At 51.4% G+C, this 21,446-nt stretch carries 16 protein-coding genes, 1 tRNA gene and 1 other annotated feature; of the genes, 3 read left to right on the forward strand and 14 right to left on the reverse strand.

Going from position 1 to position 21,446, the window contains the following annotated elements:
- Nucleotides 1-50: 50 nt before the first annotated feature.
- Nucleotides 51-1,736: a helix-turn-helix domain-containing protein gene (locus tag QOS46_RS08440; RefSeq protein WP_283608852.1), complete on the forward strand. Its 1,686-nt coding sequence runs from the start codon at nucleotides 51-53 to the stop codon at nucleotides 1,734-1,736.
- Nucleotides 1,737-1,875: 139 nt separating this feature from the next.
- Here the strand turns inward: QOS46_RS08440 and QOS46_RS08445 are convergent, their stop codons facing one another.
- From QOS46_RS08445 to QOS46_RS08465, 5 genes are all read right to left on the reverse strand, one after another.
- Entirely contained in the window at nucleotides 1,876-3,000 is a 1,125-nt protein-coding gene (locus QOS46_RS08445) for an iron-containing alcohol dehydrogenase family protein (RefSeq protein WP_283608854.1), read from the reverse strand.
- 66 nt (nucleotides 3,001-3,066) lie between these two features.
- Nucleotides 3,067-3,322: a binding site (T-box leader), on the reverse strand.
- A 191-nt stretch (nucleotides 3,323-3,513) separates the two neighbouring features.
- On the reverse strand, nucleotides 3,514-5,280 hold the full coding sequence (locus QOS46_RS08450) for an NADH-dependent [FeFe] hydrogenase, group A6 (RefSeq protein ID WP_283608856.1): 1,767 nt from the start codon (nucleotides 5,278-5,280) through the stop codon (nucleotides 3,514-3,516).
- Nucleotides 5,274-7,109 carry an NAD(P)-binding protein gene (locus QOS46_RS08455; protein WP_283608858.1) on the reverse strand — a complete coding sequence of 612 codons (1,836 nt, stop codon included), beginning with the start codon at nucleotides 7,107-7,109 and terminating at the stop codon, nucleotides 5,274-5,276. The genes QOS46_RS08450 and QOS46_RS08455 overlap by 7 nt, the downstream gene beginning before the upstream one ends.
- 393 nt (nucleotides 7,110-7,502) lie before the next feature.
- Nucleotides 7,503-8,963 carry a M20 family metallopeptidase gene (locus QOS46_RS08460; RefSeq protein WP_283608860.1) on the reverse strand — a complete coding sequence of 487 codons (1,461 nt, stop codon included), beginning with the start codon at nucleotides 8,961-8,963 and terminating at the stop codon, nucleotides 7,503-7,505.
- Between the two features lie 37 nt (nucleotides 8,964-9,000).
- Complete coding sequence (locus tag QOS46_RS08465; RefSeq protein WP_283608862.1) at nucleotides 9,001-10,413, reverse strand: sodium/glutamate symporter family protein; 1,413 nt, start codon at nucleotides 10,411-10,413, stop codon at nucleotides 9,001-9,003.
- Nucleotides 10,414-10,942: 529 nt separating this feature from the next.
- On the opposite strand from QOS46_RS08465, the gene QOS46_RS08470 reads away from it, so the two are divergent.
- Nucleotides 10,943-12,256: a hypothetical protein gene (locus tag QOS46_RS08470; protein WP_283608863.1), complete on the forward strand. Its 1,314-nt coding sequence runs from the start codon at nucleotides 10,943-10,945 to the stop codon at nucleotides 12,254-12,256.
- 55 nt (nucleotides 12,257-12,311) lie between these two features.
- Here QOS46_RS08470 and QOS46_RS08475 read toward each other — a convergent pair whose 3' ends face one another.
- The 3 genes from QOS46_RS08475 to QOS46_RS08485 all read right to left on the reverse strand — a co-directional run bounded on the left by QOS46_RS08475 (nucleotide 12,312) and on the right by QOS46_RS08485 (nucleotide 13,116).
- Nucleotides 12,312-12,578, reverse strand: a complete 267-nt coding sequence (locus QOS46_RS08475; protein WP_283608864.1) for a hypothetical protein — start codon at nucleotides 12,576-12,578, stop codon at nucleotides 12,312-12,314.
- Nucleotides 12,575-12,790 (reverse strand): LbetaH domain-containing protein, encoded by a 216-nt coding sequence (locus QOS46_RS08480; protein ID WP_283608866.1) that lies wholly within the window; start codon nucleotides 12,788-12,790, stop codon nucleotides 12,575-12,577. The genes QOS46_RS08475 and QOS46_RS08480 overlap by 4 nt, the downstream gene beginning before the upstream one ends.
- A gap of 146 nt (nucleotides 12,791-12,936) precedes the next feature.
- A complete protein-coding gene (locus tag QOS46_RS08485; protein WP_283608867.1) occupies nucleotides 12,937-13,116 on the reverse strand; it encodes a CopG family transcriptional regulator in 180 nt (59 codons plus the stop codon).
- Between the two features lie 181 nt (nucleotides 13,117-13,297).
- Between QOS46_RS08485 and QOS46_RS08490 the strand changes: the two genes are divergently transcribed.
- Nucleotides 13,298-14,233: a zinc-ribbon domain-containing protein gene (locus QOS46_RS08490; RefSeq protein WP_283608868.1), complete on the forward strand. Its 936-nt coding sequence runs from the start codon at nucleotides 13,298-13,300 to the stop codon at nucleotides 14,231-14,233.
- 244 nt (nucleotides 14,234-14,477) lie between these two features.
- Here the strand turns inward: QOS46_RS08490 and QOS46_RS08495 are convergent, their stop codons facing one another.
- The 6 genes from QOS46_RS08495 to QOS46_RS08520 form a co-directional block, all read right to left on the reverse strand.
- Complete coding sequence (locus tag QOS46_RS08495; protein ID WP_283608870.1) at nucleotides 14,478-16,553, reverse strand: methyl-accepting chemotaxis protein; 2,076 nt, start codon at nucleotides 16,551-16,553, stop codon at nucleotides 14,478-14,480.
- 251 nt (nucleotides 16,554-16,804) lie between these two features.
- A tRNA-Leu gene (locus QOS46_RS08500) sits at nucleotides 16,805-16,889 on the reverse strand.
- A 94-nt stretch (nucleotides 16,890-16,983) separates the two neighbouring features.
- Complete coding sequence (locus QOS46_RS08505) at nucleotides 16,984-17,592, reverse strand: toprim domain-containing protein (RefSeq protein ID WP_283608871.1); 609 nt, start codon at nucleotides 17,590-17,592, stop codon at nucleotides 16,984-16,986.
- Nucleotides 17,589-18,641, reverse strand: coding sequence for a DNA polymerase III subunit delta (holA, locus tag QOS46_RS08510; protein WP_283608873.1), 1,053 nt, complete (start codon nucleotides 18,639-18,641; stop codon nucleotides 17,589-17,591). The genes QOS46_RS08505 and holA overlap by 4 nt, the downstream gene beginning before the upstream one ends.
- Entirely contained in the window at nucleotides 18,641-20,869 is a 2,229-nt protein-coding gene (locus QOS46_RS08515; protein WP_283608875.1) for a ComEC/Rec2 family competence protein, read from the reverse strand. Before QOS46_RS08515 ends, holA begins: the two co-directional genes overlap by 1 nt.
- Before the next feature lie 27 nt (nucleotides 20,870-20,896).
- Nucleotides 20,897-21,436 carry a phosphoribosyltransferase family protein gene (locus tag QOS46_RS08520; protein WP_283608877.1) on the reverse strand — a complete coding sequence of 180 codons (540 nt, stop codon included), beginning with the start codon at nucleotides 21,434-21,436 and terminating at the stop codon, nucleotides 20,897-20,899.
- Nucleotides 21,437-21,446: the final 10 nt, after the last annotated feature.

Here is a 21,446-nt window from a genome sequence, read left to right on the forward strand (position 1 = left end):
TATAGTGGAAATACAGAGACCAATGAATTTGGATCTGGACGAGGTGTGATATGGAGAAAAGGGAAGAAAAAATCAAGCGCTTGCTGGATACCTTTTATAAAGTGACACAAATGGAAGCCCTGTTTTTCGACCGCGATCTGAACGCTGTTTCCTGCCAGTTGAACAGGCATGCGTACGAAGATTTGCTGGAGCTCAGCGCAGGTAAAATAGAAGTTTTTGTTCACGGTCTCTTTGAAAACGACACCGTTTCCCATCAAAATTTCTATACCTTTTTTCTGAACAATAACCTTGTCTGCAACATTTTCGCCCCGTTCGGCAACACGGAAGCTTGCGGTGCATTTGTGACTCAGCCGGCTTTGCTGAGCGCACTGAAAAGCTCTGAAATCGATATGATACTGGCCGGCCTCTCTCTCGACTCCGAGAAGCGGGACCGGTACAAGCAGGCCCTGCAGAGGGCGCCTGTTATTTCGTACGACAGAATCATGCCCCTCGGGCAGACGCTCAGCTCCCTGTCACGCTCGGTATTTGACGAGATGGAATTTCACCAGATATTGTGCGGCGGCGATCTTGACCCGGCTTCGTCCCAGATGATTTTGCCCACCCTGCCCGCGAACCGAATCCACAACTCTGTTATGGTAGACAGGCACGGCGGCTACCTGATGTACAGGAAGCTCAAGGACTCCGTTTCAAAGGGCGACGCCAGCGCACTTTTAAAAGCGATTAGCGGCATCAGCGCCGGGAGCGTACCGATGGATCACCTTTCCTCCAAAAGCTATGTCCGTTCCCTGAAAAACAGCTTTATCGAGGTGTGCGCCATGTGCCGCTTTTTCGCCATTGACGCCGGAGCGCCTTACCTTAAAACGGCAGATATAACGGAAGAATATATTGATCAAATGGAGAATACTGAAAACATTAACGATATTTATGAGCTGATGAAATCCGCTTTACTGGCCTTTACCAGACTAGTGGCCGTGACACGGATTACCGGCTATTCAAAACCGGTGAAGCTTTCAATGGAATATATAGAAACGCATTATAAAGAGAAAATCACACTTGGCATTTTGGCACAGCGAGTCAACCTGAGCAAGTCTTATCTTTCGAACTTAATCAAAAAGCAAACCGGTCTGGATATGGCCGACAATATCAATAAGGTACGCATTGCGGAAAGCAAAAAAATCCTACTGCGGTCGAGAGTCAGTGTTTCAGAGCTTTCTTCTATGGTTGGCTATTCGTACAGCAATCATTTTGCCAGAATTTTCAAACAGTTCACCGGCATGACACCATCGGAATTTAAAAAGTCCACCGCCGCGGAATCGAAAGAAGAGCGAGAAACGCAGGAGTTGATCCACCAAATTCTTGAGCAGTTCGCTCACACCCTAACAATGTACCCAGGAATGATTGACGTGATTCGGATCGTAGACCCAGTTTCGCACCTTTCATGGGTTCGCCCGCACCACGGAGAAACCGTACAAGGCACATGCTATGAATTTTGGAGCAGGAACAAATCGTGTGACAAGTGTATTTCTCAAATGGCCTTTTCTCAGAATAAATCGTTTATGAAAATCGATCAGAAACCGGACAGCTCCTTTTTTGTTATTGCGGCCCCGGTGAATATTGGCCGAAGGAAATATGTTCTGGAGCTGCTGAAAAACATTTCGGAAGACTTTTACGACTGCACAGCTCCCGCACGCGACGGACATTGGGAGAATTCTCGTTTGCCCGCCCTGCCCAGGTAAGAACGCAAGCTTTTATTCAGCCACTTGGACCCTCGGGTGCCTTTACAAGCCGCACCCTCGCGATGGATAGGGCAGATATAAAAAAACAGTTGTCAGGAACTTTTCCTGACAACTGTTTTTTTCCTGTGGATACTCTTGTTCAAATCCCACCGCGGGTGAGTGCTTTCTTTCCGGCCTGATCGACACCGAGAATGGCCTGAATCAGCTTTTCTTCCGTGGGGTTTCCGGGAGCATATTCCCACTCTACCACAGAGGCTGCTTTTTTAGCGACCACCGGCAGATCCGCTTCAGTCAGGCCAATCTGCCCCATGGTAACGGGAAGCCCGATGCTGCGGTTAAACGCCAAGATTCTGTCCCTTTCTTCCATCTGGTTGTCATACGTTAAAAGACAGAGCACGCCAAATGAAACGATTTCACCGTGCAGATGCTTTTCACAGGCGGGAATCAAGGAGCTACCATAATACACACAGTGGGCAAGCGAGCTATTGTAATAGTAATTATCTTTGGAATCCGGCTGATTCTGATGAACAGTGCAGTTCGATACAATTCCGGTCAAAATAATAATATCCAGTGCGACCTGCTCCAGCTCGAACGAAACCCGCTTGTTTTTGCAGTCCTCCAGCGCTCGGCTACCAAACGTAAGCAGCGGAGAGGTGCAGGTTTTCGAAATTCCCAGACCCAGCAGCGGAAGATGGTGCATTTTTTTGCCGCGGCAGGCGAATGCCACCTCGTATTCCTTGGAAAGCGCATCCCCAATACCGGCCCAGAACATTTCGTACGGGGCCTCAGCGATGATTCTTGTATTGATAAATGTATGGCACGCAGGCTGCTTTTGATAGTAATACTGCTGGAAGGAACCATCCGGATTATAAATCACGCTCAGGTTCGTACAGGCCGCGCAGTTGGAGGCCAGAGTTGGGAACGTGAACACGGGCTTGTCCAGCAGATCGCCAAGGGTTTTTACCGTGTCGCAGGCGCGGCCGCCGCCTACCGCAAACAGCAGATCGGCCTGCTGAACCAGCGGCTCCTGGCGGAGCTTTTCCACGTTTTCCATCGTGGAGTCGCCGCCGTACCACAGAAAGCCGAGAAGCTCCACGCGGGAACCCTCCACCCCCTTGATGAGGGCATCCTTTGCTTTTTCCATTGCGGTTTTTCCGCCAATCACGACCGCCTTGTTCCCGTAGTTTCTTGTTAGAAACGGGATTTCCTGATAACAGTCTTCTCCCACACTATAATTCGGCAGATAAATATTCTGGTTTTTCATCTTTGCAGCTCCTCTTTTCTTCCGGCAATTCTCTTTGTTTTCGGGCATAAAAAAACGACCCGCCCATATTAGGACGAATCGATCGTGGTACCACCTAATTTTACATGAAAGTGTTGCTTTCACGCCTTATCACAACACAGAAAAGACCTGTGCCGTTTCCCATTTTACGGCGGGCTTCCGTCAGAACCTACTGGGGAACCGTTCCCTTTCAGCCTGCAGCTCCAAGAGGATTTCGAACTCACCGCCGGGGAAGCGTTCTCATCATCCGCTTCTCTCTTTGCTCGGTTGAGATGAGCCTACTTGTTCTTTTCACAGCTTTTTTTATTCACTTGTATCAAAAACTGTACAACTAGATATATACCACGGCAGGAAGTGCTTGTCAAGCCGCTTGATCAAAATATAACACCTGCCCAGGCAGAAAATCTAGTGATTCTGCCACCGGAAGAAAGTTGAAACGAAGTGGGCCGGGAGCAAAGCTCCCGGCCCACTTCGTTTGATAAAATAAGTCAGGCATCAATAAACGTCATTCGGACGATTCTGCTGGAGATACGGGGAAAGCGGACACTCCCATAGCTTTTGGTTGGTATGAAGCAGCTTGTGGGAACGCTCCGACAGAGGCTTTTCAAAATAATCGCGGTACGCCTCGAGCACCGCAGGATTTTCATGGGAGAAGCGCAGCGTGTTTTCCTTATCCAGCTCATAAAGCTGCGCTCCGCGAACCTGCGCAAATTCCATTCCTTCCGTAATCGGCTGGCCGCCGCCGCCGGCGCAGCCACCCGGGCAGGCCATTACCTCCACAAAATCATACGAAGCCCGACCACCGCGGATGGACTCCATGAGTCTCCTTGCGTTCCCAAGCCCGTTGACAACAGCCACCCGCAGAGTCCGGTCAGCTATCCGGAAGCTTGCTTCCTTCCAGCCCTCCATCCCGCCAACCTCAAGAAATGCATCGGGGTCAGGATTCTCACCCGTCGCCAAATAATATGCCGAACGCAGGGCCGCCTGCATTACGCCACCCGTTGCTCCGAAAATCACAGCTGCACCGGTGCCGACACCGAGCGGCATATCAAACTCCTCTTCCTCCAGCTCAGACACCTGAATATGTTCCGCGCGAATCATGCGGTCGATCTCGCGGGTAGTCAGAACCAGGTCAACGTCCTGCCCCGCCCCAGCGTCGTTCAATACCTTCTGCGCGCATTCGTCCTTTTTGGCCAGACACGGCATAATCGAAATGGAATAAATCCGTTTGGGGTCCGCATTGAGCAGCTTTGCGTAATAGCTCTTGGCCACGGCACCAAACATCTGCTGAGGTGATTTGGCGCTGGAAAGATGGCCGACCATATCGGGATATTGCGATTTTAAAAACCGCACCCACCCGGGACAGCACGAGGTAAACATTGGGAATTTGGCCGTATCGGGCCGGCTCAGCTTTTCCAGCAGCTCGCTGCCCTCCTCCATGATGGTGAGGTCGGCGGCAAAATTCGTATCGAAGATATAGCGGAATCCCATCTTCCTCAGTGCGGCAACAAGGCGTTTTACGGTTGCTTCTTCGCGGGAGAGACCGAACGGCTCTCCCCACGCCGCGCGCACGGACGGCGCGATCTGCACCACTGTGATTTTATCCGGGTCCGCCAGTGCGGCAAAGGCTTTTTCGGTGTCGTCGCGCTCGCGCAGCGCCCCAACCGGGCAATGTGTGATGCACTGGCCGCAGAGCGCGCAGTCTGAATCTTCGATCTTCCGATTCCAGGTGACGTCTACGGTAGTGCGGGAGCCGGTATTCGCCACATCCCAAATGTGCATGCCCTGAATCTCATCGCACACCTGGATGCAACGCATACACTTGATACACTTGGAAAAATCGCGGATCAGCGGAAAGCGTTTATTCCATTCCGAAACCGGAAGCTCCCGCTGATATGGTAAGTCCAGAATGCCCAGATCGTTCGCGATTTTTTGCAGGCCGCAGTTCCCGCTCCGAACGCAGGTGGAGCAGTAGCAGTCGTGCTGCGAAAGGATCAGCTCAACAATGCCCCGGCGGGCCTCGCGGACGCGCGGGCTGTTGGTGTAAACTACCATCCCCTCTTCCACCCGGTTATTGCACGAAGCCACGAGCTTATCCTTGCCCTGCAGTTCCACCACGCAGACCCGGCAGGCTCCGATTTCGTTGATTCCCTTCAGGTAGCAGAGGGTGGGAATGTGGATACCAACCGAGGCCGCCGCATCCAGAATGGTAGAGCCTTCCTCTACCTCGTACGCCTTGTGATTGATCGTTACCTTTACCATCTGTAAGCCCTCCCCCCTTTGAATACGCCATAACCAAAATGATCGCAGCGCAAACACCGCGAGGATTCCTGAACGGCTTCCTGATCGGTCATGCCGCTTTCCATCAGATCAAAATCGTTCTTTCTCTCCTCTGATTCGCGTTCGGTCAGGTTCACCCTGCCGCAGGGCGGCCTGTCATCCATATTGGCGGAGGGAATGACCACATACGTCGTGATTTCATGATGATACCCCAGAAAATTATCGATATTGGCGGCAGCCACTTTACCGGCTGCCACCGCCTTGATCACCGTGGCAGGGCCGCTGACGCAGTCGCCGCCGGCGAACAGGTTCGGGATATTGTCTACCCGGGCGCAGCTCTGCGCAATGATACTACCCCGGCTGACCGGAACGCCGTATTCCGCAAACGGCCCGTATTCCACGCTCTGGCCGATCGCCGACACGATCAAGTCGCAAGGGATCCGCCTTTCCTGTATATCCGCATCCACCGGCTTCGGACGCCCGGCGGAATCCATGTTCCCGATAATCTGTGGCTTCACCCACAGCGCGGCAACATCGCCGTCTTCGGTCGCTTCAATCCTGGAGGGCGCTTGCAGACACAAAATCCGGCAGCCCTCATTCGCCGCTCCCTGCACCTCTTCCGGCAGGGCGGTCATGTCCTCCTCGCGGCGGCGATAGACAATCGCGACCTTCTCTGCACCAAGACGAACAGCGGAGCGGGCCGCGTCCATTGCAACGTTTCCGCCGCCGATCACCACCACGGTTTTTCCGGCAAAGCCCAATTTTGCATTGTTGCCGATACTGCGCAGCAGATCGACCGCAGAGATCATCCCGCGGCTGTTTTCCCCCGGGATGCCCAGTTTTCTGTCTGAATGCGCACCAATTGCGATATAAACCGCGTCGTATGTTCCCGTTAGATCAGAAATTTCGAGATCCTTGCCAACGTTGACTCCGGTTTTCACCTGAACCCCGGTAGAGAGGATGGCCTCGATATCATCCCAAAGCCGCTCGCGCGGCAAGCGGTAGCTCGGGATTCCGTACCGCAGCATTCCGCCCAGATGCGGCTGCTTCTCGTAAACGGTAACGCTGTGACCCATCAGCGAGAGGTAATAGGCGGTGCTCAGCCCGCCCGGTCCCGCGCCGATAACCGCCACCCGCTTACCCGTAGAGGGCGCGCAGTCGGGCGCGGGCACCTTGCCCGCATGGTCGACGGCAAAGCGCTTAATCCCGCGGATATTGATGGAAGCGTCGATCATGTTCCTTCTGCAGCGCGCCTCGCAGGGATGCTCGCAGACAAACGCGCAGGCCGTCGGGAACGGATTGTCCTTTCGGATCAGCTGCACCGCGTCGGCATACCTGCCCGCGTGCACCAGGGCAATATACCCGGGGATATCTACCCCGGCGGGACACAACGCCACGCAGGGCACCGGCTGGTTCAAATTACAGGTACATCGGCCTGTTGCAACGTGTTCCACGTAATCCTCGCGGAAGCCCCGAACCCCTTTGAGCACCATGTCGGCCGCCTCATAACCTATGGCGCAGTCTGCTGACTGCACTATAATGTTGGCAGTTCTTTCAATTAAATCTATGGTTTCCATCGTGGCCTTCTGATTCAGCACATCTTCGAGCAAATTTTCCAGCTGCGCAAGGCCAATGCGGCACGGCACGCATTTTCCGCACGTCTGCGCTCTGCATATTTTCAGAAAGGATGCCGCAAGATCAACAGGACACAGGTTTGGAGGGCTGGCAATGATCCGGCGTTCCAGATCACGGTAAAGCTTTTCGACAGTGGTTTGTGCTTTGTTCGGCGTTATAATTTCAAGTCTGCTCATTATTTCACCACTCCCAATCAGGAAAATACGAAACTATAATAATTATAATATAATTTCGATAGAGTGTAAATGATTTTTCGGTAAATATTTATCAAACAACTTTAAAATATACATCAATTTTGTTATAATTGTAGTAAATTAATATTCTAAAATTGCTTTAAGAGGCATTTACACCTTGCCTCAAAACGCAATCAAGAGCAATCCATCCCATCAGCAAACGGCGCTGGCAGATACAGACAAAAAACCAGCGGGGAAGCAAATGGCCTTCCCGCCGGTTTTTCCACACAATCAATCCACGCCTATTAAACCACACAAAATAAATCCGTCAAAAATGCTTTTCCAGATGTAAGGCAGTAATGCGAATTTTTCCATCTTCGCCGAAAATTCAATGCCTTACAGCTTGCTGATTGCTTTGGGAAGCACTTCTTTCGGGATTGCGCAAACATACTTCTGGCCGTTCATACGCTCCTTGAATTCGCGCCGGGCTTTCTCTACCAGTTCCGGCTGCTCCAGAAGATCGACTGCCGCGCCGGCCAGGACCTTTGCAGCCAGCATCATGCCCTTATGGCCGATCGAGGTCTTATCCTGAGAAACCAGCTGCCAGGAATGCTCCGGAGTACCGATGGCATAGCAGGCTGTTACAATCTGAGAGGTCGGCACATTCCAGCTTACATCACCTACATCGGAGGAGCCGGGAAGCACAACATTCGGGCCATCCTCGCTGAAAGGAAGCAGAATATCGCAAATATCTCTCTCCTGCAGCTTCTGCAGAAGCTCTCTGCTCTCACGCTGCAGCAAGTGAGCAGCATACAAATCCAGCAGATCCTGAGCCCGCGCTTCGGACAGCGGAGCTGTTTTTGCAATCTTTCCGGCAAAGGCGAGTTCCTCTTCGGTATATTCCGGCAGCTTCTGCTCTTCAAAGTTCCGGTACAAAACGGCGGCAAGCGATTTGTTGGGCACCAGGTCGGCACACGCCTTTACAAATTCGATCTCCACTTCGGTTCCGGTCATCAGCGCAGCGCCCTGCGCAATCTGGTTGACCCTCTGGTAGATTTCCTCCACCTGCGGTATTTTGGGTGCACGGATTAGGTACAGAACCGAGGCGGTTGACTGAACCACGTTCGGGGAAAATCCGCCGGCATCATGAATCGCGTAGTGTACCCGGGCCTGCGGAACAATGTGCTCCCGCAGGAAATTAGCGCCGACATTCATCAGCTCCACCGCATCAAGAGCGCTTCTGCCCAAATACGGTGACGCCGCTGCATGAGCGGACTTCCCCTTGAAGCGATACATCACCTGATAATTGGCAAGGCTGGACATATCGAAAATTCCGTTGACTCCCATGGGGTGCCAGGCCAGCGCCGCGTCGAGGCCGTCAAAAACGCCCTCTCTTGCCATAAACGCTTTGCCTGAGCCGCCTTCTTCCGCCGGGCAGCCGAACAGCTTAACCGTACCTGCCAGCCGGTTTTCCTCCAGATACGTTTTCACCGCCAGCGCGGCGCCGACTGAACCGCCCGCAAACAGATTATGTCCGCAGCCATGGCCGTTTCCGCCAGGGGTCAGCGCCTGCTGTTCTGCGCAGTGAGCCTTCTGGCTCAGGCCCGACAGAGCGTCGTATTCCGCCAGTATTCCAATCACAGGACCGCCGCTGCCATAGGTTCCGCAAAAGGCGGTTTCGATGTTGCCAACCTTCTCCTGCACGGAAAAACCATTTTCTTGCAGTGCTTTTTTCAGAAGATCCGCAGACTGAAATTCTTCGAACGCAGTTTCCGCGTACTCCCAAATGCAGTCGGAAAGCTTGGTGATGACCGGCTTTTTCTGATCCAAGTATTCGTACATTTGCTGTTTATTCATTTTCCCAAGGTTCCTTTCATTAAGACAATTTGCCCGATTATGCGTTCTCTGCTCCCTTCTTTACGGAGACTTTGTAAATACGGTCCGAGAAGAAAATAACTACCAAACTGGCCACCAGAATTCCGAACTGGAAGAGCATATTAGCTCCAAAGCTGTAGTGCAGCATCATTAATACTGAGGCGGGCATAATGACGTACCCAAGTACAGACGAGAACGAAAAGCCCACAGAATAGTTGTTCAGAACACTGGATTTGAAATCCGGATCACAGATTTTCAGCAGCATCAGGCCGGTCAGGAACACCCCACAGCAGGTTCCCCAAATGGTCATCGCATGCTCAAACCAGTACTCGGGGAAAAACGCCTTGCTCAAAGCCATAATAAGAAAATAGGTGACGACGTACCCGCCGATCAGGAGGACCACCAGCGGCGCGATATACTTCAACACAGCTTGAATGGGCAGGCTAGCAATGGAAGCCACGATCGCGTAATCAGAACAGGTCCCGGCAATTTTGGATTTGGTTTTGTCGTCGATCATGCTGCCAAGCCCGATTTTCTGAATGACAAAGTTCACCCCGAACATCACAATAATTGCATAAGCCCAGATCGGAACCTGACTGAAACCCGGCACCTTGTAGGCCTTGACCAGATTCATCACTATGTATGCCAAGCCACAACCACCCAGAATAATAGACAAATGGAAGGTCAGTGATTCGATCGAAGAGTTGAGCGTGGTATCTTTACCGGCCGATTTCTGCTTCGCGGGATCTCTCTCGTAGCCTCTGGCCATATCAGGAGGAAGATCGCCCGGTTTTGTCAGAATCGCGGTGTCCCCACGCCGAGCCGCGATGTTGATGGAGATAATGCCAATGATCATGCCGCCTACAATACCAAAGGTTGCCGTCGTGGAGGTAAGTCCCTGCGCAATCTTCCAGTAATCCAGATTATAATCGCGGTACATACTGCCGATGACGCCGGCTGTGCCGGGGCCTCCGTTAAAGCCGGCGAACAGTTCAAAGCCGAAGGTGGGGTACAGGTTTAATGCGGGCTGAATCACATCAAACAGCTTCTTTACACCAATGCCCAGCATTGTCTGAGCCGCACCCACCAGGGTGATCAATCCGAATACCTTGATCACGTTTGTAGTGGCCTTAGTCGCCTTTCCTTCTTTCGTGCCGATCGCCATTCCCAGGGGAACGCTCGCAACCACCGGAACGATCAGAATGCCCGGGAGTGTCGACCATGTGGTAAGCCACGTTTCCGGGAATGGAATTCCACCGCCCTGCCAGACAATCGGGCCTACCAAACGACCGATCACACCGCCGATAACCGAGGCGGGCAAAAATAGTTTACGGAAAGCCGGCACTACGCCGCGCAAAAAAGTGCCGATGAGCAGCAATACGCTCAAAGCGCAAAAGCTGTACAGGAGTTGAGTTAGTGTTGCCGAATTCAAAATAATTTCTTCCTTTCATCATGTGATTGTTGTCTGGCAAGGTTCTGATCATTTCATCTGCCGAAGAAAATTTCAAACAACTCCGGAAAGCCTCTTTTGAAAAGCTCCTTGGCGGGAAATTCTATCAGATACATCCAGACAGACCCTGCGTAACCTCAAGCAAAGTAATCCTCCTTACGGACAGGCCGTTTCAGGGAATCCCTGCTCCAAAAAGATGCGTCACTGTACATCTCTCCTTTCTGAATGTTTTGTGGCGGATTTAGGGGCTTTCCGCCAACACAGGACAATATAAAATCTCACAAATTTCCTCAAATCTCTTATCGGATTCCTGTGATATTTAGTGCATTTATGTCCTAAATTAAAGACTTTATTTTTTAGGATCTTTATTTTATATGAATATAACAATTCCGTTTGACTTTGTCAATTCAATGTGGTAGCATAATTACCGGATTTATTTTTTGGATTTATTTAAAGATTTTGATTTCCGTTTTTAATCTGTGTCTTAATATTGTAGAGGAGTGGGTTTGCATTGATTACCGTCAGCATTATCAGCCCCAAAGTTTCTATGAAAGCCATTAATCATGTGATTGACCACCAGGATTTTGGCTGTATTTTTTTGAAATATACCTATGACCGACAGGAGGATATTTTTGATATTTACCGCCAGTGCAAAGATAAATGCGACGTGATCTGTTTCAGCGGTGAGATGGGGCTTCACTTTATGCGAAACAATATTCCAAACTCCGTTGTTCCCTACACCTTTGTTTACTACAATGAAATTCACGTACTCTCGATTCTTCTGAATTTTCTTGCAGAACACCCCACTATCCCGCTGAACCGCATCTATGTGGATTTTCTTACCCCGATCAACGAATACATGAACCTGCCCCATTATCTGCCACCGGAGCACATGCCTTACTGCCATAACAGTGCGGACTACACTTACGAAACAATTCTGCAACGGCCAGTAGAGCTGTACCAGCAGGGAAAAATCGACTTTTTAATCACACGCTGCACAAATAATCTGGAGGCAATCCGCAAAGCGGGCATTCCGTTTCAGCACATTCTGCCAACAGAGGAGATGATCGCCGATGCCATTCGCGGCGCGCTTGATAAGTTGAGACTCTCTTTAGCGGGCAGCCAACGGCAGATGACCATACTGATTCAGCCTGTTTTTGCCGAAAACGCCAGTAATACGGAGATGGAATACGACCGTGTTACTCTATATAAGGCGCTCGTGGATTTCCGGCACGAAAACCATTTTGATTTCCGCATTTCGCTAGGGGAATACCGCTTTGAGCTGACACCGCAGACCATTTCGGAAAAACAGCGGACGCTGCTTTCCAAGGAGTTGGTTTCTTATCTGGCCAACCGAACCAGCCTTAAGTTCCGGGTGGGCGTTGGCATAGGGGCAACAATGGATTCCGCAAGATACTGCGCCGAAACTGCCCTGCACGAAGCAGTGACGTTCGGTAAAAACGACGGCTTTTTAATGGACGACAGCGAGGATTCTATGCTGACCGGCCCTCTCTCTTCGCCGACCACCCTGAGTTATAGTTACTCCAACTACAAAGCGCAGCAGTATTCCAGCCAGAACAATATTGATGAGCGAAATCTTCTACGGATTATCGGCTTGTTTGAAATGGACAACGAGTCGATCATCACCTCCAAAAGCCTGGCGGACTGGCTGAACATCACGGTTCGCAGCTGCAATCGCATTTTATCTCAGCTGCTCGATTCCGGGCTGATCGAAGAGTTGCCTGTTCTGAAAAGCAACGAACGCGGCAGACCAATCCGGCAGTACCGCTTTCACATCGAAAACTGTTTAAAAACATTCCGGTAAATAGAAAAAGCTCCGATCGAAACAATGTCGATCGGAGCTTTTTCTCGGCAGCCTTTTAATTCAGAAAGCAATTTTTGATTATTATAGATCCCAAAACCGGACAAAACAGCCCGATCTGAAAAGCGGTAAGCTCGCATCTGGCTTCCGCCATAAAGTGATCTTTCCCCTCCGGGAAAGGCATCCGCTCCTTGCCCGCTTCAATGATCTTGAGCAGCCAGACCATACATCGGGCATTTTTCCGGATGGTCTGTACACCCTCTTCATCCCGAAGCGCCTCTCTCTGTCCATACCATGCGGGGATTTTACCTTGTATTTTGTTCAATGCAGCAGAGCTGTCTCTTGTTCGAATTCCAATTTGCGTTTCTCCCAATAGGCTGTATTTTCCGGTGTGACTTCTCTAATCACTTTGCAGGGATTTCCGGCGGCGATCACCCCGGACGGAATCGATTTTATGACCACTGATCCGGAGCCAATAATGCTGCCGCTGCCAATATCCACACCGCCGTTGACAACCGCGTGCCTTCCGATCCACACATCGTCCCCAATGGTAACCCGACTGCAAACTTCAGCAGGCTTGCCCTCACCCCGGGGTCAATGGGGTGCGCAGGGGGATAAATTCCAACCTACGGCCCAAGCATCACGTTATTGCCGATCGTCACGGGGAGCAGCGCCGCTTCCTTTCATTTTTTGAGGTCGTCATGTATCTGATCAATTCCTTTGCGTACAACATCTGACCGTGTTATTTTCAACTCTTTTGCGCATTCATCAAGTTTAGACATTGATGTATCGTCAAGACGAACACGAAACATTGTATGCTTGGAATCGGGCGATACCGGACGCCCGATTTTCTTTAGCGACATACGCACCTCCTTCCCGTAGCTACAACAATTATATTCTCGTAGCTACGGGAAGTCAATGTTATTTTAAAAATCGTATTGCAGCCTAAAAAGGATACCCAGCATCTGATAAGATGCTGGGTATCCTTTTTTTTATTTGAAATTAATCCAAAATATGGTAATATGAGAAAAAGGAGGAGATGCCATGTATTGCAAAAACTGCGGAGAACAAATTCCTGAAAACAGTAATTTCTGTTCACATTGTGGAGCTGTCATCAACGCATGTGAAACCGACCCGATAAGTGAATCAACAGCACCAGAGGATGTAACTAAATCGAAGGATTTAGATGAAAACAAGGGCTGCAGAACAATATTCTGTGCAGTCATGATTTCCATATTCTTGTTCTCTCTTATTTCAATTATATCTCTCAATTACAAAAGTCCTGATGTTCCAGCGTCGACCTCTTCCACCCCAACGATAGAATCATCGCTGCCTGAGGTGTTATCCCAGGAGCAAATTCTCACTAGAAAGGCTTTTGAGATGGGGACACAAGGGAACATTGAAAGCAGCATTAAAAAACTTTTAAAGAATCCTGATACTGCTGTGTTTACACACGATAAGTCGAGCTGGACAGCACACAATGCGATTTTAACCGGCAGTGGAACAGTTGCTTATAAAAATTCCAAAGGTCAGAGCGTTTCAGAGCCCTTTACCGTAAGCGTAATCATGACTGACAAATACTATTATCCTCTGTACGTAGAATTAAACAAAACGGTCTCGCTTGACGATCGAAAAGGAGTAAACAGCTTGGGGATCGTCACAAAAACCGGTGCATCCATTTTTAATGCAAAACAGTCAAATCCGCTCTTTCAAGATGAAGATGGTGATCTTGTTGTAGTCTATGATGAAAATTCAGTGAAAATCACTTTAGACGAGTATAACCGAATTGAAACCGGAATGAGGTACGAGGAAGTTACCGAAATAGTCGGTTCCTACGGTGTAGAAATGGCCCATTCGGAATTTGCGGGCTACCAAACATTAATTATTGGCTGGGAAGGCATCGGTGATTTGGGAGCTAACGCAAATGTCACTTTTAGCGTCGGTCGAGTTTATGCGAAAGGTCAATGCGGTTTAAGATAATATACACGCGGCAGGTTAACCTGCCGCTATTTCTTTTGGCTCTATAAAAAATGTTGGCGTTAACACATAAAAAGGAGCAGCTCGACGCCACTCCTTCTTCTTCCCATTTGGGGTTACCCCAACTATTGACATAGAGTCAAAAAATGCTGTCAGCCGGTGTAAAACCAGAACATTCTGCGACCCGTGTTCTACCTTGCGCTTATTTTTGCGAAGCAGCCAGACGTTGCTCGGGGATTTTCCTCATTTAGAAAAAGCGTTCCTCCATTTGATTCGGGGCATATGCGCCAGATTGCGATGGCCTTTCCAGAATAAACTTTGCAACCTCCTGCTGCAAGGTTTGAGCCTGTGCCGCCAGCTCTTCACTGGAGGCTGAGCTTTCTTCTGCCGTGGCCGCATTATTCTGAACCACAGCGGAAACCTGCGACAGCCCCAGCGTAATCTGTTCCATCGCGCTGGCCTGCTCCACAGACGCACGCTCTACTTTGCGAATAGAATCATTTGCCCTTTCTGCCCGTTCGCCCACCTCTAACAGAATGCGCGAGGTGTTTTCCGCCATGTCGCCGCCTTTTTGAACTACATTTTTGGACTTCAGAATTAAAGCAGTCGTCTGCTTGGCTGCGTCTGCCGATTTTGCCGCCAGATTGCGCACTTCATCCGCTACCACCGCAAAACCTTTTCCTGCAGTGCCGACCCGTGCGGCCTCAACCGCAGCGTTTAAAGCAAGAATATTGGTCTGGAAGGCGATCTCTTCAATCACCTTTGCAATACTTGAAATTTGCTCCGAAGAGTCGCGGATTTCATCCATGGCGCTGGTTAGCTTTTGCATCTCTTTATTGCTCTGTGCTATCCCGTTACCGGCCTGTGCCACGTATTCGGTAGCCTGCCGCACATTTTGAACGTTGTCCTCTGCCTGCTGCTCTACGGCAGCAATAGAGGCTGTCAATTCCTGCACGGTGGCCGCCTGCTCGGAGGCTCCCGCGGCCAGAGCCTGCGCTGCGGAGGATACTTGCTCCGCCCCGGAATTCACCTGCCGGGCAGCGGTATCAATTAAAGAAAGCGTTTGATTCAGCGAGCTTGAAATCTGCACCAGCGCGGTTTGAATCGGTGCAAAATCACCAATATATTCCAGGTCCATCTGCACACGCATATCTCCCTGGGACATTTGGTAAAGCTTTTCAGAAATATTTTGTATGTAGCTTTGCAAAGACGAAACGGTTGATCTCAAGGCATCGGCCAGAACGCCCATCTCATTCTGAGATTTATATTCCAGTGCAATATTCAAATTGCCTCTCGATAACTGTGTTGCTACCTCTGCCATTTCAACCAAAGGCCGCGAAATGACGCGCCTGACGAATATCAGCAAAATTACAATCGTCAGAAGTACCAGCATCACCTCTAATACTATAGAAATCATAGTGGTGGCATTTATTTTCGCATTCGAGGCCTCCAGAGAAAGGCCGGCAAAATAAATACCGATCGCCTGATTATCGGAATTCAGAATCGGTTGGTAAGCAGTGGCGTAAGGAACACCCAAGATATCTGCCGAATCAAAATACTGCGTTTTTTCTTCTAAAATAATTTTAGCAATTTTTTGGTTCAGCTTTGTGCCGATGGCACGCTTACCATTGCTGATAATTGTGGTATTGACTCGCTCGTCTCCCACAAAAACGGTAAACTCATTCCCAGTCATGCTTTTCATCTTGTCTACAAACTTGGTATCTACCAGGGAATACCCGGTTGAGATTGCCCCGATAATTTTGCCCGATGCATCTTTGATTGGCGAACCGGTACGAATACTCAGCTTAATTTCACTGCCAATATCGGTATGTGTTGAAGTTTCTCCTTTCAGAGCCATCGCAATATTGCTCTGATTGATCACTGAATCACCTTTTTTATCACTGTGGGTACGCGCAATCACGTTCCCCTTGCTATCAACGATCGTCACAAAGTTTACATCCATTGCCTTCGCCTTGACAGACTGATTGACCGCTGTTTTAACAGCAGCGGCATCGCGCAATTGTACTGCGCGGATCACCGCATCATCCGCCGCCAAATTTTGAGCGGCTGTGGCAGACTTTGTTTTTTCATCTTCCAGAATAGAATTCATGGTAGCAAGCGCCATTTGGCTTCTTTCTGTGTTAATCTGTTTAATTAAGCTGCGGTTACTGACAGACATATAGGCCACTGATACAATGCCTACGATGAAAATAGCACAGGCCGCGAACAAAGCCAACTGAAACCCAAGCCTGCGAATCAGCGGCAGCTTTCCAGAGTGAGCAGCGGGTTGCGGGATGTGCTTTGCTGTTTTTGATTTGATCATGTAGTTTCTTCCCCTTCAAAGATCGTGTTCTTCTTCGTTTTGTCAGGTGGACACCTTCACCGATGAAAATGTCCAAACCCTATTGTGTCAAACTGATACAAGAGCGGTCTTTCGGTGTTTATCTCAAATTGAGCAACAAAAAGCCTCCCACATAATGTAACTACTCCATCGCACAAAATCCAACTGCAACACAACAAAAAAACTCGTGTGTTTACCAGGATAACCCAGTAAACACACGAGTGCAAAGCAATTGGTGCGGCTAATGGGACTTGAACCCATACGAGATAACTCACACGCCCCTCAAACGTGCCTGTCTGCCAGTTCCAGCACAGCCGCATTTCTGCAAAATGATATACCGAGCAGACACCGAGCCGACTCGACGAAGAGTATTATATCATTCCGGAGAAAGACTTGTCAACTAAAAATCACTTTATTTCAAAAGTTTTTCGACAAGAATACTGTATTCCTCATAAGTCATCATGCTGTTAAGCACTTTCAGTAGCGCGTTTGTCGCAAGATGCTCCGGCAGCTTCAGGTGCAGAAGCAGGAGCCTGCGGTTTTGCGCGCTGTTCTCCCCGCCGGTCAGACCATCGCGGAACAGATCGGCTTTTTCAATCTTTCGCACCGCCGAAGAAGCTTCCCGCACTGGGGCGTTTTCTTCCTCACAAAGTACGCCTGCGCGGTCGAGCGCCTCTAAAATCTGCTGCTTAGAAACACCCTCCACCCCAAGCTTGCCTTCCTTCGAGCCTTTTTCCTTGCGGCGCTCCTTGCCCAGAACATCGGGAATATAAGCATGCTTGATATATTTCTCAGGGATTGCGCTCATCAGGTGGTGGCGGATTAAAAAACCGGCGGAGTCACTATCGGTCAGGATTAAAAGGCCTCGCGTTTCCGCCATGCGGCGAATGAGCGCCATCTGCTGCTCATCCTTAAAAATATGAAAGCCGCGCGTTTCGATAATCAGGCCGTCGATGATCGAGGACAGTTTGATTTTATCGTACTTCCCCTCAACAATCACAGCCTCTTTGATTTTGATCAAGTCATCCGCTCCTTTTCGGCAATCATCAACAACCGTGCAATTAACTTTTCCATTAAAATTCGGTCTCCGGTGCGCGAGCTTTTCAGCCCGATGTCGGTTTCGAGCAGCACGGTAAGGCTCTCTCTCAGTTTTTCCAGAGAAAGGCCTTTCATGTCGCGCTCCGCGTTTTTCAGACGGAATTCCTTCCCTTTATAGGGAAAATAGTTCACAAGCTCCGCCGGGCTGTGGCCGCCCTGTACGCACGCACGCACACGGTACATATCCACATAGGCCGACGACAGCACCGCCAGCACCGCCACCGGCTCCTCCCGCTGCTGGTACAGCAGGTCAAGCAGGGAATACGCCTTATCGTACTGTGCGGACACCAGCGCTTTCGAGAGCAAAAACACCGTCGTCTCAAGATTTTTCACCGCAACGCGGTCGATCACCGCCCGGGTGACTGTTCCCTTGCCAATGTAGGCGCAGAGCTTATCAAGCTCGTGCAGCAGCGTTTGCAGCTGCTTGCCGCACTGGGTGATCAGAAAGGCCGCGTCCTGCCGTGAAAGCTCGCAGCCGCGTTTTTCCGCATAGGTGCACAGAACGCGCTCAAGCTCCGCTCCCTCGCGCGGGCGAACCTCTACCACCGTGCCCTGCTTTTTCACCGCGGTAATCCACTTTTTCCACGCCGCGGATTTTTTTACATCCATCTCAAGCGTCGGCTGGCAGACGAGCAGCACCGTGCTTTCCGACAGGTTTTCCACCAGCTCGTACAGCTTATTCAGTTCGCGCGCGGGCAGCTTTTCCACGTCCAGATCGTTGATTAGGACGTACTTTTTCTCCGCCATCATCGGCAGGGCCTCCGCCGCGTCGGCCACCCGGTCGGCCAAAAGGCCGTCGCCGGAAAAGCGCTGCACGTTAAAATCTGCGAACGGCCGCTCCTGCAGCCTGCTCAGCAGGCGTTTCAGGTAGGCCGAAATCAGGTACTTTTCTTCTCCGTATACAAAGTACAGACCGTCCAGCTCCAGACGATCGGCGGCTTTTTTCCACTGGGCTTCCGTAAGCTCCGGCATCAGACGTTCCTCCTCAATACAATTTTTCCTCCCGGGTGCGTATCAATCAATATCGGGCCCGCATCCCCGGTGGACGCCGACACAAGGCCAACATCGCCAAGCTGCTTTAAATTGGCCTGCGCGGTCTCCTCCGACATCGACAGCACTGTGACAAACGGCGACAGTGCTTCCATACGGCGGGGCAGATCGTCAGCGATCAGAAAATCGGCCTGCCGCCACTGTTCAGGCAGGGCATTGGCCCGGCACCCCGAGGATGCCAGTAAAAATGTGACTCCATTCACCGAAACACCTGTATAGCTCTGCAGTCCGTCATTATATTGCTCCACCCGGGTCGTATTCCACAGCATGGCTTCGGCACTGCTGGAATAAGAATCCACCTGCCCCGCGTTCGGCAGCGCCTTTTGCAAAAACTCGTTGTCCTGCCCGTTTTTCCACAGCAGAACCTGCTTTGGTTGAAAATACGAAACCAGCTCCGACGCAAGCTGCGCTTCTTCCTTCGAATCCCCCGCCAGCTGCAAATAATCAAGCTGTCGCACGCCCTGCCCGCGCAGATAATTTCGCGTGACAGACGAAGTGAATCCGCCGCAGCCGATTACCGCTCCATGCCCACGGTAGGTGAGCACGACGCAAATCCCATCACCCTCCTGCAGCACCGCCACTCTAGTGACCTGCCGCATAGAAAGCTGGTAGGAAAACACGCCGCACAGAAGCAGGATCACACTGAGCAGCGCCGCCGACTGCCGCGCCGCACACGACGGCGGCCGAACGATCAGCAGCGCTGTAAGCAGCAGCGAGCCCGCGAGCCACAGGTGCACAAAGCCATAGGAAGATGAAATGCTCGCCCAGGGAACCTGCGCGAGTAAGCGCGCGCAGCCCATCATATCGTTCGAAAGCAGCCCTGTTCCAAACGCGAAGGGCATCGCCAGAAAGGGCAGGTTCGCTACATACAGCCCCGCTCCCACCGCCGCGCACACCATCAGCAGCGTGGACGGCAGAATCTGCAGCACGTTCGACACAGGCGAAATCAGTGACACCGTGCCGAACGACAGAATCAAAATTGGCAGCGTAAACACCGTGGCTGTGACAGTAGTACACACAGCGGAATTCACACCATCGAGCAGAGCGCGACCGACGGGCACCGTTTGATACAAAGCGCGCAGGCGGGAGCTAATCGGCCCGGCGCAGAGGATCATGCCGAGGGTAGCGGAAAAGGACAGCAAAAGACCAAGATCCGCCGCGGCGTAAGGGTTTCCCGTACAGATCAGGAGCGCGGCGATCCCCAGCGAATTCAGGGAATCTGCCTGGCGGCCCACCACGATGCCGAACAGGTAAATAAGGCTCATGATGCCGCTTCGCAGCACCGAGGGCACAAAGCCCGTTACCGCCATAAAGCCGAACACCCCCGCTATGGCAACTGCGGCACCGGCCCGGCGCGGGAAACGCAGCAGCCCGAGCAGCAGCAGAAAAAACTGTGCCATGGTCGTCATGTGGAGGCCCGACACAGACAGGATATGCGTTACCCCGGTTGTCTGAAAATCCGACTTTACCTGCTCGTCGATACCGGAGGTGTCACCCAGCAGCACCCCGGCCGAAAGCCCGGCCTGCCGCGCGGGCAGCAGACGGTACAGCGCATCGGTCATGCCGCGACGAAGAGAAAGCGCCGCAAAGTAGGGCGGCCTGTTCTGCGCGGAAACAATATTTATCGGCTCGTACTCGTACAGATACGCAAACAGCGTGATGCCTTTTGAGGCGTAATACGACGGAGAATCAAAGCCCTCCCCGCCCCGCGGCGTGTAAAAGTGCGCTTTGGCCGCAATAGTATCGTAGGCCTCCACGTTCAGCGCGTTCTGGGAGGAAAGGCGAACCCGCTCCACATACGGCGCGCCGTCTGCGGAAATGCTCTGTACCTGAATGACATAATAATACCGTCCATAGGCGCCGACGGGCAGCTCGCAGACCGTACCCGTCAGCACAGCGTCGCGCCCGTTCATCAGCTGAGCGGGCAGAACCACTGCCTGAGCATACGTGTAAAACAAGCCGAACGCCGCCGCTGCCGAGAGCAGCGCCATCTGAACGGTACGAAGGGAACGGGTTTTTGGAACATACACCAGTACACAGAAGGCCAGCGCACACGCGCAGCCCATGGTAAGGGCGCCCGCCGCACCGAAATACACCGCCGCCGTTTGGGCCAGCAGGTAGCTAAAGCCAATAAGTGCGAAGGGGCGCATAAAAAACCCTCCCGATAAATGCTGTGATTATTTCAAGAACAGGGGAAGCGGCTCAAGGAAAATAATATCGTCGCGCTTCGAAGCGTCGCCCTCTGCCAGAACGCAGGCACGGCCCACCACGTTGCCCCCGAATTCGTGAACGAGCTTCTCAATTGCAGCCAGGGATTCTCCCGTGCTGATCACGTCGTCGACGATCAGGACACGCTTGCCGGCAAGACCCTTGTAATCATCCTCAGAAAGATACAAGTCCTGCACGTGATCTGTTGTGATGGACTTGACCTCCACATGGATGCAGTTGCGCATATACGCCTTTACGCTTTTGCGCGCCACCACATAGCGGCGGCAGCCTCTGCGCGCCATTTCATAACACAGGGGGATTCCCTTTGTTTCCGCCGTGATGACGACATCGTGCTCGGGGCAGCGGGCCAACAGTTCTTCCGCCGCGCGCTCGGTAATTTCCACATCGCCGAACATTACAAAGCCGGCGATGTCGAGGTGCTCATCGATCGGGCAAATGGGGAGCTCTCTCTCGCACCCGGCGATTGTCATTTGATATGTTTTTGCCATAATTCTAGAT

Origin of the sequence: Faecalispora anaeroviscerum, assembly GCF_947568225.1 — a bacterium.
GTDB lineage: Bacteria > Bacillota > Clostridia > Oscillospirales > Acutalibacteraceae > Faecalispora > Faecalispora anaeroviscerum.

Excerpts from the sequence above, each read along its gene's own strand:
- QOS46_RS08520 (WP_283608877.1), bottom strand. The coding sequence starts at position 21,436 with ATGGCAAAAACATATCAAATGACAATCGCCGGGTGCGAGAGAGAGCTC.
- QOS46_RS08455 (WP_283608858.1), bottom strand. The coding sequence starts at position 7,109 with ATGAGCAGACTTGAAATTATAACGCCGAACAAAGCACAAACCACTGTC.
- holA (WP_283608873.1), bottom strand. The coding sequence starts at position 18,641 with ATGCCGGAGCTTACGGAAGCCCAGTGGAAAAAAGCCGCCGATCGTCTG.
- QOS46_RS08440 (WP_283608852.1), top strand. The coding sequence starts at position 51 with ATGGAGAAAAGGGAAGAAAAAATCAAGCGCTTGCTGGATACCTTTTAT.
- QOS46_RS08495 (WP_283608870.1), bottom strand. The coding sequence starts at position 16,553 with ATGATCAAATCAAAAACAGCAAAGCACATCCCGCAACCCGCTGCTCAC.
- QOS46_RS08490 (WP_283608868.1), top strand. The coding sequence starts at position 13,298 with ATGTATTGCAAAAACTGCGGAGAACAAATTCCTGAAAACAGTAATTTC.
- QOS46_RS08460 (WP_283608860.1), bottom strand. The coding sequence starts at position 8,963 with ATGAATAAACAGCAAATGTACGAATACTTGGATCAGAAAAAGCCGGTC.
- QOS46_RS08445 (WP_283608854.1), bottom strand. The coding sequence starts at position 3,000 with ATGAAAAACCAGAATATTTATCTGCCGAATTATAGTGTGGGAGAAGAC.
- QOS46_RS08450 (WP_283608856.1), bottom strand. The coding sequence starts at position 5,280 with ATGGTAAAGGTAACGATCAATCACAAGGCGTACGAGGTAGAGGAAGGC.
- QOS46_RS08485 (WP_283608867.1), bottom strand. The coding sequence starts at position 13,116 with ATGTCGCTAAAGAAAATCGGGCGTCCGGTATCGCCCGATTCCAAGCAT.
- QOS46_RS08515 (WP_283608875.1), bottom strand. The coding sequence starts at position 20,869 with ATGCGCCCCTTCGCACTTATTGGCTTTAGCTACCTGCTGGCCCAAACG.